This is a genomic window from Streptomyces sp. NPDC088116, assembly GCF_044741745.1.
Classification (GTDB): Bacteria; Actinomycetota; Actinomycetes; order Streptomycetales; family Streptomycetaceae; genus Streptomyces.
The window spans coordinates 1,107,975-1,123,942 of record NZ_JBIUTF010000002.1; the positions used below are offsets into that span (position 1 = coordinate 1,107,975).

Annotated in this window: 13 protein-coding genes; 5 read left to right on the plus strand and 8 right to left on the minus strand. The window is 70.2% G+C overall.

What is annotated here, in order from left to right:
* Positions 1-45: 45 nt before the first annotated feature.
* The 4 genes from ACIOJD_RS11180 to ACIOJD_RS11195 all read right to left on the minus strand — a co-directional run bounded on the left by ACIOJD_RS11180 (position 46) and on the right by ACIOJD_RS11195 (position 4,877).
* Positions 46-1,623, minus strand: coding sequence for a serine/threonine-protein kinase (locus ACIOJD_RS11180; protein ID WP_401910986.1), 1,578 nt, complete (start codon positions 1,621-1,623; stop codon positions 46-48).
* 194 nt (positions 1,624-1,817) lie between these two features.
* The gene (locus tag ACIOJD_RS11185) at positions 1,818-2,633 is read right to left on the minus strand and encodes a DsbA family protein (RefSeq protein ID WP_401910989.1); all 816 of its coding nucleotides are present in this window, start codon (positions 2,631-2,633) and stop codon (positions 1,818-1,820) included.
* Between the two features lie 104 nt (positions 2,634-2,737).
* Positions 2,738-3,421 carry a hypothetical protein gene (locus ACIOJD_RS11190; RefSeq protein ID WP_401910991.1) on the minus strand — a complete coding sequence of 228 codons (684 nt, stop codon included), beginning with the start codon at positions 3,419-3,421 and terminating at the stop codon, positions 2,738-2,740.
* A gap of 115 nt (positions 3,422-3,536) precedes the next feature.
* A complete protein-coding gene (locus tag ACIOJD_RS11195) occupies positions 3,537-4,877 on the minus strand; it encodes a DUF2252 domain-containing protein (RefSeq protein ID WP_401910993.1) in 1,341 nt (446 codons plus the stop codon).
* 301 nt (positions 4,878-5,178) lie between these two features.
* Between ACIOJD_RS11195 and dnaE the strand changes: the two genes are divergently transcribed.
* Positions 5,179-8,715, plus strand: a complete 3,537-nt coding sequence (gene dnaE, locus ACIOJD_RS11200; RefSeq protein WP_401910995.1) for a DNA polymerase III subunit alpha — start codon at positions 5,179-5,181, stop codon at positions 8,713-8,715.
* Positions 8,716-8,790: 75 nt separating this feature from the next.
* Here the strand turns inward: dnaE and ACIOJD_RS11205 are convergent, their stop codons facing one another.
* Positions 8,791-8,970 carry a hypothetical protein gene (locus ACIOJD_RS11205; RefSeq protein WP_401910998.1) on the minus strand — a complete coding sequence of 60 codons (180 nt, stop codon included), beginning with the start codon at positions 8,968-8,970 and terminating at the stop codon, positions 8,791-8,793.
* Positions 8,971-9,202: 232 nt separating this feature from the next.
* Between ACIOJD_RS11205 and ACIOJD_RS11210 the strand changes: the two genes are divergently transcribed.
* From ACIOJD_RS11210 to ACIOJD_RS11225, 4 genes are all read left to right on the plus strand, one after another.
* Positions 9,203-10,579, plus strand: a complete 1,377-nt coding sequence (locus ACIOJD_RS11210; protein WP_401911001.1) for an NYN domain-containing protein — start codon at positions 9,203-9,205, stop codon at positions 10,577-10,579.
* A 127-nt stretch (positions 10,580-10,706) separates the two neighbouring features.
* A complete protein-coding gene (locus tag ACIOJD_RS11215; RefSeq protein WP_401911739.1) occupies positions 10,707-11,678 on the plus strand; it encodes an ABC transporter ATP-binding protein in 972 nt (323 codons plus the stop codon).
* Positions 11,679-11,817: 139 nt separating this feature from the next.
* Positions 11,818-12,654, plus strand: a complete 837-nt coding sequence (locus ACIOJD_RS11220; RefSeq protein WP_401911002.1) for an ABC transporter permease — start codon at positions 11,818-11,820, stop codon at positions 12,652-12,654.
* A 34-nt stretch (positions 12,655-12,688) separates the two neighbouring features.
* Positions 12,689-13,357, plus strand: coding sequence for a DUF2567 domain-containing protein (locus ACIOJD_RS11225; RefSeq protein WP_401911004.1), 669 nt, complete (start codon positions 12,689-12,691; stop codon positions 13,355-13,357).
* Between the two features lie 204 nt (positions 13,358-13,561).
* On the opposite strand, the gene ybaK is transcribed toward ACIOJD_RS11225, so the two are convergent.
* From ybaK to ACIOJD_RS11240, 3 genes are read right to left on the minus strand one after another with little or no spacing between them, the layout of a single operon-like run.
* Positions 13,562-14,062, minus strand: coding sequence for a Cys-tRNA(Pro) deacylase (ybaK, locus tag ACIOJD_RS11230; RefSeq protein WP_401911006.1), 501 nt, complete (start codon positions 14,060-14,062; stop codon positions 13,562-13,564).
* Between the two features lie 17 nt (positions 14,063-14,079).
* Complete coding sequence (locus ACIOJD_RS11235) at positions 14,080-14,820, minus strand: LON peptidase substrate-binding domain-containing protein (RefSeq protein ID WP_401911009.1); 741 nt, start codon at positions 14,818-14,820, stop codon at positions 14,080-14,082.
* Between the two features lie 5 nt (positions 14,821-14,825).
* Positions 14,826-15,842 carry a hypothetical protein gene (locus ACIOJD_RS11240; RefSeq protein WP_401911011.1) on the minus strand — a complete coding sequence of 339 codons (1,017 nt, stop codon included), beginning with the start codon at positions 15,840-15,842 and terminating at the stop codon, positions 14,826-14,828.
* Positions 15,843-15,968 lie beyond the last annotated feature (126 nt).

Here is a 15,968-nt window from a genome sequence, read left to right on the forward strand (position 1 = left end):
ACCCGGCACGCGCGGGAGTCGTGACACCGGCTGCCGCGACTCGTGTCAGGACCGCGTGCAGCGGCCCGTCGTACCGCCGCCCGCGGCCGGGTTGCACAGGTAGTGGCGGTCGGCGGCGCTGTCGCTGACGTAGCGGCCGAAGCAGGCCTCCTTGGCCATGCCCTTGATCCCGCACCAGTCGACGGCGTCGAAGCCGTCCACGAAGCCGGGGACGTAGAACACCCAGTAGCCCGCCGTCAGCGAGGTGTGCAGATCGCTGTCCACGTACTGGACGTTGTCGATGCCCGCGTCGCGCAGCGCCTTCTCCTGGCGGTCGCGGGCGGCCACGCCCTTCGTCTTCTTTATGGAGGCCAGCTGGGCGATCCAGCCGGTCGCCGTGGGCACGGAACTGGCGGAAGGGCTCGGGGAATTCGTGGGGCCCGTCGGCGAGGTCCTGGTCCCGCCCGCCTCGGCTCCGGCGCCCGTCGCGTCTTGCTCGCCGGACCCCCGCAGGGTCAGGGCCAGCGCGGTGGCCGCCACGATCGCCACGGCCACCGCGACCGCGGCGACGATCACCGGTGTACGGCGCCGGGCGGCCGGGGGCCGCGGCTCGGCCGCCGGGGCGGTTCCGTACCCGGACCCAGGAGCCTGGACGCCGTGCACCGGAGTCGGCCGCGGGCGCTCCAGCCGGGTCGGCGGCGGTACGGGCAGCTGGGCCGTGGCGTTCCAGGCCGAAGGCGAGGTGGAGCCGTCCGCCTGCCCTGCCCCGTCCGCCTGCCCTGCCCCGTCCGTCCGCCGCGACCCGTCCGGCGCGCCGCCCGACTCGGCCCGCGCCAGCATCCTGTCCAGCTCCTGCGCGTCGGGCCGCGCCGAGGGGTCCCGTACGAGCAGGGCGTTCAGTACGGGTTCGAGCGCCCCGGACCGTACGGGCGGCGGCACCGGCTCGTCCAGTACGGCCGCGAGCGTGGCCAGCGACGTGGCGCGGCGCAGCGGACTCGTGCCCTCCACGCACACGTACAGCACCACGCCGAGCGACCACAGGTCGGAGGCCGGATTGTCGTCGGTGCCCCGGACGCGCTCCGGGGCGATGTACTCGGGCGATCCGATCAGATCACCAGTCATGGTGATCGAGGCCGAGCCGTGCAGCGCGGCGATGCCGAAGTCCGTGAGGACCGCGCGTCCGTCCGCGCGCAGCATCACATTGGCGGGCTTCACATCGCGGTGCTGGATCCCGGCCGCGTGCGCGGCACGCAGCCCGGCGAGCACCTGACGGCCCACCCGCGCCGCCTCCCCGGGCTCCAACGGGCCTCGCGCCAGCCGGTCCTGGAGCGAGACGCCGGTCAGCAGCTCCATGACGATCCAGGGATGCGGGCCCTCGTCCACGATGTGGTGGATGGTCACCACATGGGGGTGGCTGATCCTGGCCAGTGCGCGGGCCTCGCGCAGCACCCGCTCGCGCAGGATGCGCGAGGAGTCCGGATGTGCGGCGGCCATCGCGGGATCGAGCGCCCTGACCTCCTTCAGCGCCACCTCGCGGTGCAGCGCGTTGTCACGGGCCCGCCAGACCGTGCCCATGCCTCCGCCGCCGAGCCGCTCCAGCAACTCGAACCGGCCGTCGATCGTCCTGCCCTGACCCGCGCGCATGGGGCCACTTTAGTGCGGTGGCGACGTCGGTTCACCGGGTCGGTACCGGCCGGTTGCCGGGTTCGTCCTCAACCGCCGTGCGGGCCAGGCGTCTTGAGTCGCCGGACGGGCCGGTGCCCTGAACCGCCGTACGGGTCCGGTGACTTGAACCCGCCGGGCGGACCGATGCCCGGCCCGCCCGGTGACAAACCCTCTTACGCCTTCAGGGCCTTGGCGATCGCGGCGTTGAACTGGGCCACCGTCATGGGCGGGTTCTCGCTGCCCTCGGCGGTGAGCTTCTCGCCGTTCATCTTGAGCGCCGGAGTGCCCTGCACACCGCTCTTGTCGAAGGTGGCGGACATCTTCATCGCCCAGGCGTCGTACGTACCGTCCGTGACGGCCTTCTGGAACGCCTTGTTCCCCTTGAGCTCCTTCACCGAGTCGGCCACCTCGATCAGATAGCTGTCCTTGGCGAACTTGTCCTCGGTCTCCTGCGGGTGGAACTGCTTCGAGTAGAGCGCGCTCTTGTACTCCAGGAAGGCCTCGGGGCTCACATTGAGCGCCGCGCCCAGCGCGGACAGGGCGTTCTTCGAGCCGGTGCCGTTGTCGGAGTTGTCGATGAAGGTCGCGCCGATGTACTTGAGCCTGAACTTGCCGGAGTCGACATCGCTCTGGACCGTCTTGCCGACCGACTGCTCGAAGCTCGCGCAGACCGGGCAGCGGGAGTCCTCGTACAGTTCGAGGGTGTTCTTGGCGTCCTTCTTGCCGATGACGACGGTCGTACCGTCCGTGCCCTCGGTGTTCTTCGGGGCGACGACGTTCTTCTCCTCCTTCACCGCCGACCAGTGCGAGGGCTTGTTGGCCTGTACGACGGCGAAGCCCACGCCGGCGGCTATCGCGAGGACCCCGACGACCGAGCCCGCGACGACGATCTGCCGGCGGATCCTGTCCTTCTTCGCCTGACGTTCGCGCTCCTGGCGCAGCCGCTCGCGGGCGGCTGCCTTGTTGGTCTGGTTGTTCCGTGCGCTCATGATGGTTCACTCCGTGTGAAGACGTGCGTGATGACGTGCGGCCGCTGACGCGGGGGACGGGGAGGGAGGGGCTGCCGGCCGGCCCGGAACCCGGGCCGGGTCGTTCAGGCAGCGCCGAGCGCGAGGCTCGGCGGCCCCCGCCGTCCTACGGAGTGCACGAGGAGACGCGTACGGGACAGCCTCGGGCGGCCCGCCGGGCACACCCCGCGCCGTACGGCACCGCGGACCGTCCCCACCACGGCGACCGCGATCAGCAGCGGCCGGAACGCGAACGCGGCCACGGCCCGTACCAGCCCGCCCAGCGCGGACTCGCCGTGCCGCAGCCAGAGCGCGGCCAGCAGCCCGATCGAGACATGAGTGGCGAGCAGCAGCCACGGCAGTGCCTGGTCGGGGGAGTGCGGCACGCCGGCCGCGACGCCCTGGGAGGGATCCACGCCCGGCAGCGGCGCACCGAAAGCGCTCCCGCACAGGACATCGAGGCCGACCGAGCGCAGCGGCCCCGACACGGGGCCGCCCGTCGGGCCGTAACAGACGGCCTGCCCGCTGGTGAAGACGGTGTCGGCGGCCAGTTCCAGCGGGACGAGCAGGGCGGCGATCCGCCAGAAGCCCCGCTCGTGGCCCGCCGCCGCGTAGGAGAGCAGGAACACCACCGCGCTCAGCCCGGCCACCACGGACCACGGGAGCGGGGCCCGGGACAGCAGCACATGGGAGCCCGCGGACAGCGTCACGACCAGTGCCGTGAAGAGTGCTGCCCGCGCCGCCCTGAGCCGCGTCCCGGATATGTCCATCGTCGCCGAGTGTGCCACGAGCCCGGGTAAACGATCCCTAAGAATCCGAAAGGCGCCCCGGGCCCGCGGACCTATCGGATTCGGAGCCTTTCGGATCCCAGGCGCTGGTCCTGCCTCAGGCCAGGCGTCCGTTGCGGAACAGGTCCACGAAGATCTGATGATCGGCCCTGGCCCGCGCCCCGTACTCGTGCGCGAAGTCCACCAGCAGCCGGCCGAAACCGTCCTCGTCGGCCGCGATCGCCGCGTCGATGGCCCGCTCCGTGGAGAACGGCACCAGCGAATGGCCGCTCTCGTCGTCCGCCGCCGAGTGCATGGTGGCCGTGGCCCTGCCGAGATCGGCGACGACCGCCGCGATCTCCTCCGGGTCGTCCAGATCCGACCAGTCCAGGTCCACGGCGTACGGCGAGATCTCCGCCACCAGCTGCCCCCTCCCGTCCAGCTCGGTCCAGCCCAGCCACGGGTCGGCGTGCGCCTGGAGCGCCCGCTGCGAGATCACCGTGCGGTGGCCCTCGTGCTGGAAGTACTCGCGCACGGCGCCGTCGGTGATGTGCCGGGAGACCGCCGGGGTCTGCGCCTGCTTCATGTAGATCACCACATCGTTCTCCAGGGCGTCGCTGTTGCCCTCCAGAAGGATGTTGTACGAGGGCAGCCCCGCGGAGCCGATACCGATGCCGCGCCGTCCCACGACGTCCTTCACCCGGTAGGAGTCGGGGCGGTCCAGGCTGGACTCGGGCAGGGTCTCCAGATAGCCGTCGAAGGCCGCGAGGATCTTGTACCGGGTGGCCGCGTCCAGCTCGACGGAGCCGCCGCCCGGGGTGAAGCGCCGCTCGTACTCACGGATCTCGGTCATCGAGTCGAGCAGCCCGAAGCGGGTCAGCGAGCGGGCCGAGCGCAGCGCCGTCAGCAGCGGGCCCTCGGCGGTGTCCAGCGTGAAGGGCGGCACCTCGTCGTTCTTGGCGCCGGTGGCCAGGGCGTGTATCCGCTCGCGGTAGGCGCCCGCGTAGATCTCCACCAGCTCGCTGATCTGCTCGTCGCTGAGGGCCTTGGTGTAGCCGATCAGCGCCAGGGACGCGGCGAAACGCTTCAGGTCCCAGGTGAACGGGCCGATGTACGCCTCGTCGAAGTCGTTGACGTTGAAGATCAGCCGGCCGTTGGCGTCCATGTACGTGCCGAAGTTCTCGGCGTGCAGGTCGCCGTGGATCCACACCCGGGCGGTGCGCTCGTCCAGGAACGGACCGCCGGCCGCTTCCGCGCCGCGCTCCCGCTCCAGGTCGTTGTAGAACAGGCACGCCGTGCCCCGGTAGAAGGCGAACGCGGAAGCCGCCATCTTCCGGAACTTCACCCGGAAAGCTGCTGGATCGGCTGCCAGAAGCTCACCGAACGCGGTGTCGAAAACGGCGAGTATCTCCTCGCCGCGCTGCTCGTCAGCTGCTTCAACAGGTCGCGGGACCGACATCGCTGGGTGCCTCCTGGTGCATGGCAAATGGGATGGAATGGGCCGGGACGGACGGGGCGGACACGCCCCCTCGGTCCGTGTGAACCGCACGGGCTCGCGCCCGATTCTCGCGGACCGGGTCAGGCCCCCTCAGTAGGGGGCAACGCACGGAGCCGTGCGCGAGTGCCCGCCCGCTGTCGGTCCCGGGACGTAGACTTCGATGCTGTCCCCTCAGTCTGCCCGCAGAAGGTCCGCGGCACTGAGGACCCGGGGATCTCGCCCGGAAAAACACCGTGTCGTACGTTCGCTGGAGGCCCCCGCCGTGACCAAGCCGCCTTTCACGCACCTGCATGTCCACACCCAGTACTCGCTGCTGGACGGTGCCGCGCGGCTGGGGGACATGTTCAATGCCTGCAAGGAAATGGGCATGTCGCATATCGCGATGACGGACCATGGCAATCTGCATGGTGCTTACGACTTCTTCCATCAGGCGAAGAAGGCGGGGGTGACGCCGATCATCGGGATCGAGGCGTATGTGGCGCCGGAGTCGCGGCGGATCAAGCGCAAGATCCAGTGGGGGCAGCCGCATCAGAAGCGGGACGATGTGTCCGGTTCGGGTGGTTACACGCACAAGACGATCTGGGCGTCGAACGCGACAGGACTGCACAACCTCTTCCGGCTGTCCTCGGACGCGTATGCGGAGGGATGGCTCCAGAAGTGGCCGCGGATGGACAAGGAGACCATCGCCAAGTGGTCCGAGGGGCTGATCGCCTCGACCGGGTGCCCGTCCGGTGAGCTTCAGACACGCCTGCGGCTGGGGCAGTTCGACGAGGCGGTGAAGGCGGCCTCCGAGTACCAGGACATCTTCGGCAAGGACCGCTACTTCCTGGAACTGATGGACCACGGCATCGAGATCGAACGCCGCGTCCGCGACGGGCTCCTGGAAATCGGCAAGAAGCTCGGCATCCCCCCCATCGTCACCAACGACTCCCACTACACCTACAGCAACGAATCCGTCGCCCACGACGCCCTGCTGTGCATCCAGACCGGCAAGAACCTCTCCGACCCCGACCGCTTCCGCTTCGACGGCACCGGCTACTACCTCAAGTCCACCGACGAGATGTACGCCATCGACTCCTCCGACGCCTGGCAGGAAGGCTGCGCCAACACCCTCCTGGTGGCTCAGCAGGTCGACACCACGGGCTGGTTCGAAGAGCGCAACCTGATGCCGAAGTTCGATGTGCCCGACGGGTTCACCGAGGTCACCTGGTTCCGCGAGGAAACCCTGCGCGGCATGGCCCGCCGCTACCCGGACGGCATCCCGGACGACCGGCTCAAGCAGGTCGAGTACGAGATGGGCATCATCATCGAGATGGGCTTCCCGGGGTACTTCCTCGTGGTCGCCGACTTCATCATGTGGGCCAAGAACAACGGCATCGCGGTCGGCCCCGGCCGTGGTTCCGCCGCCGGTTCGATCGTGGCGTACGCGATGGGCATCACCGACCTCGACCCGATCGAGCACGGGCTGATCTTCGAGCGGTTCCTCAACCCCGAGCGCATCTCGATGCCCGATGTCGACATCGACTTCGACGAGCGTCGGCGCGGTGAGGTCATCCGGTATGTGACGGAGAAGTACGGCGCCGACAAGGTCGCCATGATCGGCACGTACGGCAAGATCAAGGCGAAGAACGCCATCAAGGACTCGGCCCGCGTGCTGGGTTACCCGTACGCGATGGGCGACCGGCTCACCAAGGCCATGCCCGCGGACGTCCTGGGCAAGGGCATCGACCTCAACGGCATCACCGACCCCAAGCACCCGCGTTACAGCGAGGCGGGCGAGATCCGGGGGATGTACGAGAACGAGCCGGACGTGAAGAAGGTCATCGACACCGCGAAGGGTGTGGAGGGCCTGGTCCGGCAGATGGGTGTGCACGCGGCCGGCGTGATCATGTCCAGCGAGACGATCACCGACCATGTCCCGGTCTGGGTCCGGCACACCGACGGCGTCACGATCACCCAGTGGGACTACCCGAGTTGTGAGTCGCTCGGCCTGCTGAAGATGGACTTCCTGGGCCTGCGGAACCTGACCATCATGGACGACGCCGTCAAGATGGTGAAGGCCAACAAGGGCAAAGAACTCGACCTGCTGACGATCCCGCTGGACGACCCCAAGACGTACGAACTGCTCTGCCGGGGCGACACGCTCGGCGTCTTCCAGTTCGACGGCGGGCCGATGCGGTCGCTGCTCCGGCTGATGAAGCCCGACAACTTCGAGGACATTTCCGCCGTCTCGGCCCTGTACCGGCCGGGCCCGATGGGTATGAACTCGCATACGAACTACGCGCTGCGCAAGAACGGCCAGCAGGAGATCACGCCGATCCACCCGGAGCTGGAGGAGCCCCTCAAGGAGGTCCTCGGCCTCACCCACGGCCTGATCGTGTACCAGGAGCAGGTGCAGAAGGCCGCCCAGATCATCGCCGGGTACTCCCTGGGCGAGGCCGACATCCTGCGCCGCGTGATGGGCAAGAAGAAGGCCGACGAGCTGGAGAAGAACTTCGTTCTCTTCCACGCCGGAGCCAAGAAGAACGGCTTCTCCGACGAGGCGATCAAGGCCCTGTGGGACGTGCTGGTCCCGTTCGCCGGATACGCGTTCAACAAGGCGCACTCCTCCGCGTACGGACTGGTCACCTACTGGACCGCGTACCTGAAGGCGAACTATCCGGCCGAGTACATGGCGGCGCTGCTCACCTCGGTGAAGGACGACAAGGACAAGTCGGCCGTCTATCTGAACGAGTGCCGCCGGATGGCGATCAAGGTGCTGCCGCCGAGTGTGAACGAGTCGCAGCCGAACTTCGCGGCGCAGGGTGACGACGTGATCCTGTTCGGTCTGACGGCGGTGCGCAACGTCGGGCAGAACGTGGTGGATTCGATCATCCGGTGCCGTAAGGCGAAGGGGAAGTACGCCACGTTCCCGGACTTCCTCGACAAGGTCGAGGCGGTCGTCTGCAACAAGCGCACGGTCGAATCGCTGATCAAGGCGGGTGCCTTCGACGAGATGGGGCACACCCGCAAGGGGCTGGTCGCCCACCACGAGCCGATGATCGACAACGTGGTGCAGGTCAAGCGCAAGGAGGCCGAGGGGCAGTTCGACCTCTTCGGCGGCGGTGACGAGGAGACCAGCGAGCCCGGCTTCGGGCTCGACATCGAGTTCTCCGACATCGAGTGGGACAAGTCGTACCTGCTCGCGCAGGAGCGCGAGATGCTCGGCCTGTATGTGTCCGACCACCCCCTCTTCGGCATCGAGCACGTCCTCTCCGACAAGTCGGACGCCGCGATCTCGCAGCTCACCGGGGGCGAGCACGGCGACGGCGCGGTCGTGACCATCGGCGGCATCATCTCCGGCCTCCAGCGCAAGATGACCAAGCAGGGCAACGCCTGGGCGATCGCGACGGTCGAGGACCTGGCCGGTTCGATCGAGTGCATGTTCTTCCCCGCCACCTACCAGCTGGTCTCGACCCAGCTGGTCGAGGACACCGTGGTCTTCGTCAAGGGCCGCCTCGACAAGCGCGAGGACATCCCCCGGCTGGTCGCCATGGAGCTGGCCGTCCCGGACCTGTCGTCCGCCGGGACGAACGCGCCCGTCACCATCACCATCCCCACGGTGAAGGTCACCCCGCCGATGATCAGCAGGCTCGGCGAGATCCTCAGCCACCACCGGGGCAACTCGGAGGTCAGGATCAAGCTCCAGGGCGCCAGGAAGACCACGGTGCTCCGGCTCGACCGGCACCGGGTCCAGCCCGACCCGGCGCTCTTCGGTGACCTGAAGGTCCTGCTCGGCCCTGCCTGCCTGGCCGGGTAAGGACATACAGCTTGTACGCATGTGTGAGGGGCACGCCCGGTTGCGGGTGTGCCCCTCGTTCGTGCGTGCGGGCCGTCAGTTGTGGCCGAAGCGCTTCTGGCGGCCCTTCTCGGCTACGTCCGACGGCGTTATGTGCGACAGCTTCTCCTCTGTCGAAGCGTCTTGGGACGAGGACCTGGACTGCTCGGACTCGTGCTCCGCGGCCGGTCTGTTGCGCTGCTTGCCACCACGATCTCGGTTCTTGTTCTTAGCCATGGTGTGCCTCCTGCGGGAATGTGGGGGCCAGGGCCGCGTTCAGCCTCACATAGGCTAGGAAAAGGCGCATTTTGGATCATTGCCGTGTGTAGTGGGTCCTTGTCAACGGGTCACCCCGAGATACGCCACGCCGATGATCGAGTTCCGGACGTTAAGCCTCTCGCTGTCGGGCAGACTCGAAGGAAACCCGCAGTAACTCCCGATCTCCCTGTCCCGAGGTTCCCGAAAGAGGGTGGAATACGTGGACCGCTGCGTCGTCCTGGTGGACGCCGGTTATCTGCTGGGCGCCGCCGCGAGTCTCCTCGCCGGAGAACCGGCCCGCTCCCGCATCACCGTCGACCATGCCGCCCTCATTCAGGGCCTGCGCGAGCGGGCCGAAGCCGATACGGAACAGCCGCTGCTTCGTATCTACTGGTTCGACGGGGCCCCCGACCGGGTCCCGCAGCCCGAGCACAGACGCCTGCGGGTGATGCCCCGCGTAACCGTACGACTCGGCGCGCTGACTCGCAGTGATGGGCGCTGGGCGCAGAAAGGCGTCGACGCCGCGATGCACGCCGAGCTGACCGAACTGGCCAGAAATCGCGCATGCTCGGATGTGGTGCTGGTGACCGGGGACGGCGATCTGCTGCCCGGCCTGATGTCCGCCAAGGAGCATGGCGTCGCCGTACACCTCTGGGCCGTCCAGGCCGCGGACGGCGACTACAACCAGTCCGAGGACCTGGTCGCCGAGGCCGACGAACGGCGCGTGCTCGACCGGACCTGGATCACCAAGGCCGTACGCCCCAAGGACCTGGGCGGCGTCTGCGCGCCGTCGCCCGCGCCGCGCCCCGAGATCGCCGCGATCCTCTCCGCGCCGCTGCCCGAATCGGCCCTCGCCGCGTCGGCGGAGCGGGCGGCCGAGGCGGAGGCGGCGGCGGGTGGTGCGGCGGCCCCGGCGGGAGCGGGTGCGGGTACGGGTGCGGCCGGCGGGGGCGGCCCGGTGGGGGCCGTCGGCGCGGTCGACCGGGTCGGTGTCGCGAACGGGCGGAACGGGGTGGTGGTCCCGCCCGCCGAGCACGGTTCCGATTCCCATGCCGGTTCCCCCGGCGCCAGGAGCGTCCCCACCCCGAAGGACCTGGCGAGCCTGCGCGGACCGGGGGCCGCCGCCCCGTCGGCCGCCCCGCCGCAGGGCCCGCATCCGGCGGGCGCGACGCTCCGCTGGTCCTCCGACAAGGGATGGGTCGAGCGGCCCGGCGCCGGTACGGCGGGCGAGCCCCCGGAGACGGCGTCCCTGCCGACACTGGCCCAGCTCACCAGCGCCGAGCAGCGCTGGGCCGACCGCGAGGAGGACATCACGACGGTGGGGGGCGACCCCTTCGAGGTGGGGCAGGTCTTCGCCCGGCGCTGGATGGAACGGCTGCCGGAGGCGAACCATGTGCAGAAGCTGTCCGTGATGTACCCGCGGGTTCCGCACCGGATCGACGGTGAACTGCTGCGGTACGCGGCGCGGTTCGGGCTGCTGGCACACAAGGACGACCAGATCGACGAGCACGACCGGTATGCGATTCGGGCGGGGTTCTGGCGGGAGATCGATGTGCGGGCGGCGGCGGATCAGGCGCCGTCGGTGTAGGTGGGGTTTCGCCGTCCGGTGGGGGCGGTGTCGCCGCCGTCGGTTTCTGCCCGCGCCCCCGAGATGAACCGAGCCCCGAAAAAAGCCGCCGCCTTGGCACAACGTATGGTCGTTGTTCGTGAGTACGGTGTGCGTGGTGCGCGATCTGGTCAAGACGTACCCCGCCGCGCGCGGTAGGCGTGGGGTTCCCGCGACGCCCGCGGTGCGTGCCACCGATGGGATTTCCCTTGAGATCCGGCGTGGTGAGATCTTCGGTCTCCTCGGGCCCAACGGGGCGGGCAAGTCCACGCTCGTACGACAGCTCACCGGGCTGATGCGGCCCGATTCCGGCAGTGTCGAGGTTCTCGGGCACGATCTGGTGCGCCATCCCGAGCGTGCCTCCCGGCTCATCGGTTACCTCGGTCAGGAATCGTCCGCGCTGGACGAACTGACCGTGTCGCTCGCCGCGGAGACCACCGGCCGGCTGCGGGGGCTCGCGTTGCGGGAGGCGCGGCTGGAGCGGGATGTGGTGCTGGGGGAGCTGGGGCTCACCGAGATCGCCGGGCGTCCGCTCAAGAAGTTGTCCGGCGGGCAGCGGCGGCTGGCCTGTTTCGCCGCCGCGCTGGTCGGGGAGCGGTCCGTGCTGGTGCTCGACGAGCCGACCACCGGCATGGATCCCGTAGCGCGGCGTGCGGTGTGGGCCGCGGTGGACCGGCGGCGGGCCGAGCACGGGGCGACCGTACTGCTGGTCACCCACAACGTCATCGAGGCGGAGACGGTGCTCGACCGGGTCGCCGTGCTGGAGCGCGGCAAGGTCATCGCCTGTGACACTCCGGCGGGCCTGAAGGAACAGGTCGCGGGAGAGGTCAGGGTCGAACTCGTGTGGCGTGAGCGTGCGCCGCTCGATGTTCCCGAGGTCGCGGCTCTGCGCGGTTCCGCCGAGGAGTCGGGGCGCCGCTGGGTGCTGAGGCTCGCTCCGGACGAGGCGCGTGCGGCGGTCGCCGCGGTGACCGGGGGCGCGGCGTTCGCGGCGCTGGACGATTTCACGCTCGCGACGCCCAGCCTGGAGGACGTGTACCTGGCGCTCGGCGGGCGGGCGAAGGGGTTGGTGAAGGCATGAGGGGCGGTACGGTCACGGATGGGCGGACGAGTGTGGTGCCGCCTGCTCGTCCCGTGTCCCTGGACGCCGTGACAGGGTGGGGCCCCGCGGACCGTACCCGTCTGTCCGTATCGCATGTACCGAACAGGAGCAGCGCCAGGTGAGCATCGTGCCTGCGGAGGCCGTGTCCGGGAAAATCCGGCCGACGGCAGACATTCCCGCCCAGGCGGCCGGCGGCAGGCCCGCGCCTCTCGCGCCCCGGGCGCGGCTGTTGCCCTCGCTCGCGGCCGTCTACCGCGCACAGCTGTCGCGGGCCCGGGTCGCCCGGATTCCGCTGCTCTTCGTGGCGACCTTCCAGTCCGTCGGGATCATGATCCTGATGCGGGGTGTGGTCGACGGGGGCGACGAGGCGCGGGCGGTGGTCGCCGGGTCGACGGTGCTGGTCGTCGCGTTCGTGGCGCTCAATCTCCTCGCCCAGTACTTCGGCCAGCTGCGGGCGAGCGGCGGCCTGGACCACTACGCGACCCTGCCCGTGCCGCCCGCCGCCGTGGTGCTCGGTGCGGCCGGGGCGTACGCCTCCTTCACGGTGCCCGGTACCGCGGTCACGGCCGTGACCGGCAGCGTGCTCTTCCAGCTGCCCCTGACCCACCTCTGGGTGCTGGTGGCGGTCATCCCGCTGTCGGGTGCGGCCCTCGCCGGTCTCGGCGCGGCGCTCGGCCTGCTCGCGCCCCGCCAGGAACTGGCGACCCTGCTGGGCCAGCTGGGAATGACCGCGGCGCTGCTGCTGGGCGTGCTGCCCGCGGACCGGCTGCCGGGGCCGATCACGTACGCACGGGATCTGCTGCCGTCCACATACGGCGTCGAGGCGCTCGCCCGTACGTTCGACGCGCACCCGGACTGGGCGGCCGTCGCCTTCGATCTCGCGGTCTGCGCGGCCGTGGGGGTCTTCTCGCTGGCCGTCGCGACCTGGGCGTACCGGCGGGCCGCGGTCCGATGAGGCATGCGGCGGCCGGGCCTGGCACGATGGCGGAGTGACCGCACCTCTGACACCGCCTCACCAGCCGCCGCACGACGACCCGTGGCAGAAGCCGCCCGGCGGAGCCTCGCCCTTTCCGGGGGCGGAGGAGGCGCAGGACGGGCCCGATATGAGGACCGAGGTGCGACAGGCCGCCGTGGTACTGGTCGCGATCGCGGTGTCGGGCCTGCTGCTCGGGCTGCTGTGGCTGTGGCTGGCGCCGCGTGTCCCCCTCGTCTCGGACAGTACGGCGGTCTACCTCAAGGACACGGAGGGTGAGGAGGCGATCGCCTCCGACGGTACGTTCATCCTGCTGGCGCTCGCCTTCGGCGTGGTCAGTGGCGCGCTGGTCTTCCTGGCCCGCAGGCACGGCGGCATTCCGCTGGTGGCGGGCCTGGCGCTGGGCGGGCTGCTGGGCTCGGTGCTGGCCTGGAGGTTCGGCGTGTGGCTCGGCCCCACGTCGGACGTGGTGGCGCACGCGAAGGCGGCCGGCAAGGGTGTCACCTTCGACGCGCCGCTCGAACTGAACGCGAAGGGCGGGCTGCTGGCGTGGCCCGTCGCGGCGATGGTGGTCCACCTGGCCCTGACCGCGCTGTTCGGCCCGCGCGATCCGGAACCGGAGGAGGACTGGGGACCGGCGCCGACGTCGGCGTACGACGGTCCGGCGCAGGACGGCCCCTCGTAGTCCTTCAGGGACGCCCTCGGGCCTGTCCGGCGGATCGTCGCGGGCCCGCGACGCCGCGGTGACGTCAGCCCGCTACCGCGGCGGGCGCCACCTCGCCGCGTTGCCGGAACGCCCACAGGAAACCACCCTGCGGGCGCCCCGGCGCCTTGCGATCCACGGCGCCGGACGCCGCGGGCCGATCCGACAAGACCGACCGGACAGAACCTAGACGCGGCCGATGGGTGCCAGTACCGCCGCGGTGAGCGCTGTCAGGTCCGTCGGGGACAGTTCGACCTCCAGGCCCCGGCGGCCGGCCGAGACGCAGATCGTCGCGTGCCCGTCCGCCGAGCTGTCCAGGACCGTACGCAGCCGCTTGCGCTGGCCGAGCGGGGAGATCCCGCCGCGTACATAACCCGTCGTCCGCTCAGCGGCCGCCGGGTCCGCCATCACCGCCCGTTTGCCGCCGACCGCCGCCGCGAGGGCCTTGAGGTCCAGCGAGCCGGCCACCGGGACGACGGCCACGGTCAGTTCGCCGTCGACCTCGGCGACCAGCGTCTTGAAGACCCGGTCGGGAGACACGCCCAGTGCCTTGGCCGCCTCCTCTCCGTAGGAGGGCGAGGCCGGGTCGTGCTCGTACGCGTGCAGGGTGTACGCCGTACCCGCCGCCGTCAGCGCGACCGTCGCCGGGGTGCCTCCGGACTGCTGCTTCTTGGACTTCTTGGCCAACGCGGTTCATTTCTGAGTCAGTTGGGGCTCGTCGGAGTCTTGGTCAGATCCGTGGCGGGCAGCGAGGGGAGATGGCGGATCACCGCCGTCTCGGACCGCAGCAGCTTCAGCTCCTCGCGCAGCCGCGCCGCGACGTCCGGGGCCTCCAGCAGCCGCTGCTTCGACGGGTTGTCGAGTACGGCGGCGGCGGCGACCAGATACGACACCACCGAGGGCTCGTCCGGGAGTTCGTCGCTCGCGGACAGCGAGCGCTCGCGCGCCCCGGCCAGTCGCTTCTGGTAGCTGCGGAACGCCCGCAGTACGCCCTCGGCGAGAGCGCCCGAGCCCTCCCCGGTCTCCTCCGGCAGCTCTTCCACCTCCGCCGTCAGATACGGGCCGCTCGCGTCGACCGACAGCAGCCGGACACGGGTCGTGCCGGTGGCCATCACCTCGAAGCTGCCGTCCGGGCGTTCGTGGATCGTCGCCGCGTCGGCGACACAGCCCACCGAGTGGAAGGCGGTCAGGGGTTCGGGGCCGAAGCCGGCGGTGGGCCCCGGCTCGGGCGCGGCCGTACCGTCGGGCATTCCGGGTGCGCTCGGCGCGACTTCGTGTCCGTCGCGGATGGCGACCACGGCGAAGCGGCGCGGCTCGGACTCGTCGGTCTTGAGCAACTCACGCATCATCGCGCGATAGCGCTCCTCGAAGACGTTCAGGGGCAGGACGAGGCCCGGGAACAGAACCGCGTTCAGCGGGAAGAGAGGGAGGCGTGCGGTGGTCACAACGGTCAAGCGTAATGGCCATGGGGCCTTCTCCGGGCGGCCCGGTTGCTTAAAGGCATTGTGGAGGCCACCTGGATCTTGACGCCGTCCCGTGTTTCGAGGAACCGGCCGAGCGGATCGTCGGTGAAACAGGTCCACGGGAAGGAGGTCGCGTACGGTCCGATCAGCCGGAACTGCTCCAGCGCCGCGTCCCATCGGCCCCGCTCCACCAGGACGTACGTCAGCAGATTGCGGATTTCGGCCGGCCAGGGATCGCCCGCCTCGTACCCGGCGGAGACCTCGATCGCGAGATCCGCCGCCGCGTCGATCCGGTCGGCCTGTGCGGAGGTGGGCTCACCGCTGAGCAGTTGGGTGAAGGCCGCGCGTACCGGCAGCGCCCGCACGAGCGAACCCGGCAGCGTGTCGTGCGCCGCCTGTTCGGCGAAGTCGAAGCACTCGCGGTGCGAGCCGTACCACTCGGCCGACAGGTACTGGAGCGCCGAGACATGGCAGCCGTAGTGGTGCGGGGAGCGGCGTACGGCCTGCTCCCACAGCGACTCGAAGGCGGTGTGCGGGACACGCGTACCGCGTGCGTGATCGAGCGCGACGCGCCACGGCACCGGATCGCGCGGGTCGCCGTCGGCCGCCGCGTCGATCAGCGGACCGCTCTCACGCAGCCGCTCGGCCCGTGCCGGCGACTCCCAGGCCCTGCGGACAGCCAGCTCCGCCCGGACGAGAAGCGCGTCGGGATCGCGCGGCGCGCCGCGCAGCCAGGCGGCCAGCCACGCGTCACGGCCATGGGCGAAGGCGGCCAGCCGGGCCACATAGCGGTCGCGGTTCTCCCACTCGGCGGACTCGCGCGTGATCGCGAGCAGCTTCGCCGCGGGCTCGTACTCGCCGAGAGCGGCGGCCACCAGAGCGGGGGCGAGCCGCTCGTCGGGGGCATCGAGCAGTACCGCGTCGTCCGGAGGCAGCCCGACGCCCAGCTGCGGGGTGTGCCGGATCATGCGCGCGGTGCTGATCAGGGCGCGAAGCAAGGACATGGTGCGGACATTGAAAACCGCAGGTGACGGAGGCGCCAGGGGGCGGCTGTCAAGCTTTGGTATCGGAGCGAAGGTTGTCCCGGGCAAGGTCAAGAAACGGCAAAGAAGTAGGCGCCACCGCGACCG

What these genes read in the sequence shown, in the direction of transcription:
- ACIOJD_RS11180 (WP_401910986.1), bottom strand. Translation starts at nt 1,623, where the DNA reads ATGCGCGCGGGTCAGGGCAGGACGATCGACGGCCGGTTCGAGTTGCTG.
- ACIOJD_RS11185 (WP_401910989.1), bottom strand. Translation starts at nt 2,633, where the DNA reads ATGAGCGCACGGAACAACCAGACCAACAAGGCAGCCGCCCGCGAGCGG.
- ACIOJD_RS11190 (WP_401910991.1), bottom strand. Translation starts at nt 3,421, where the DNA reads ATGGACATATCCGGGACGCGGCTCAGGGCGGCGCGGGCAGCACTCTTC.
- ACIOJD_RS11195 (WP_401910993.1), bottom strand. Translation starts at nt 4,877, where the DNA reads ATGTCGGTCCCGCGACCTGTTGAAGCAGCTGACGAGCAGCGCGGCGAG.
- ACIOJD_RS11205 (WP_401910998.1), bottom strand. Translation starts at nt 8,970, where the DNA reads ATGGCTAAGAACAAGAACCGAGATCGTGGTGGCAAGCAGCGCAACAGA.
- ACIOJD_RS11240 (WP_401911011.1), bottom strand. Translation starts at nt 15,842, where the DNA reads ATGTCCTTGCTTCGCGCCCTGATCAGCACCGCGCGCATGATCCGGCAC.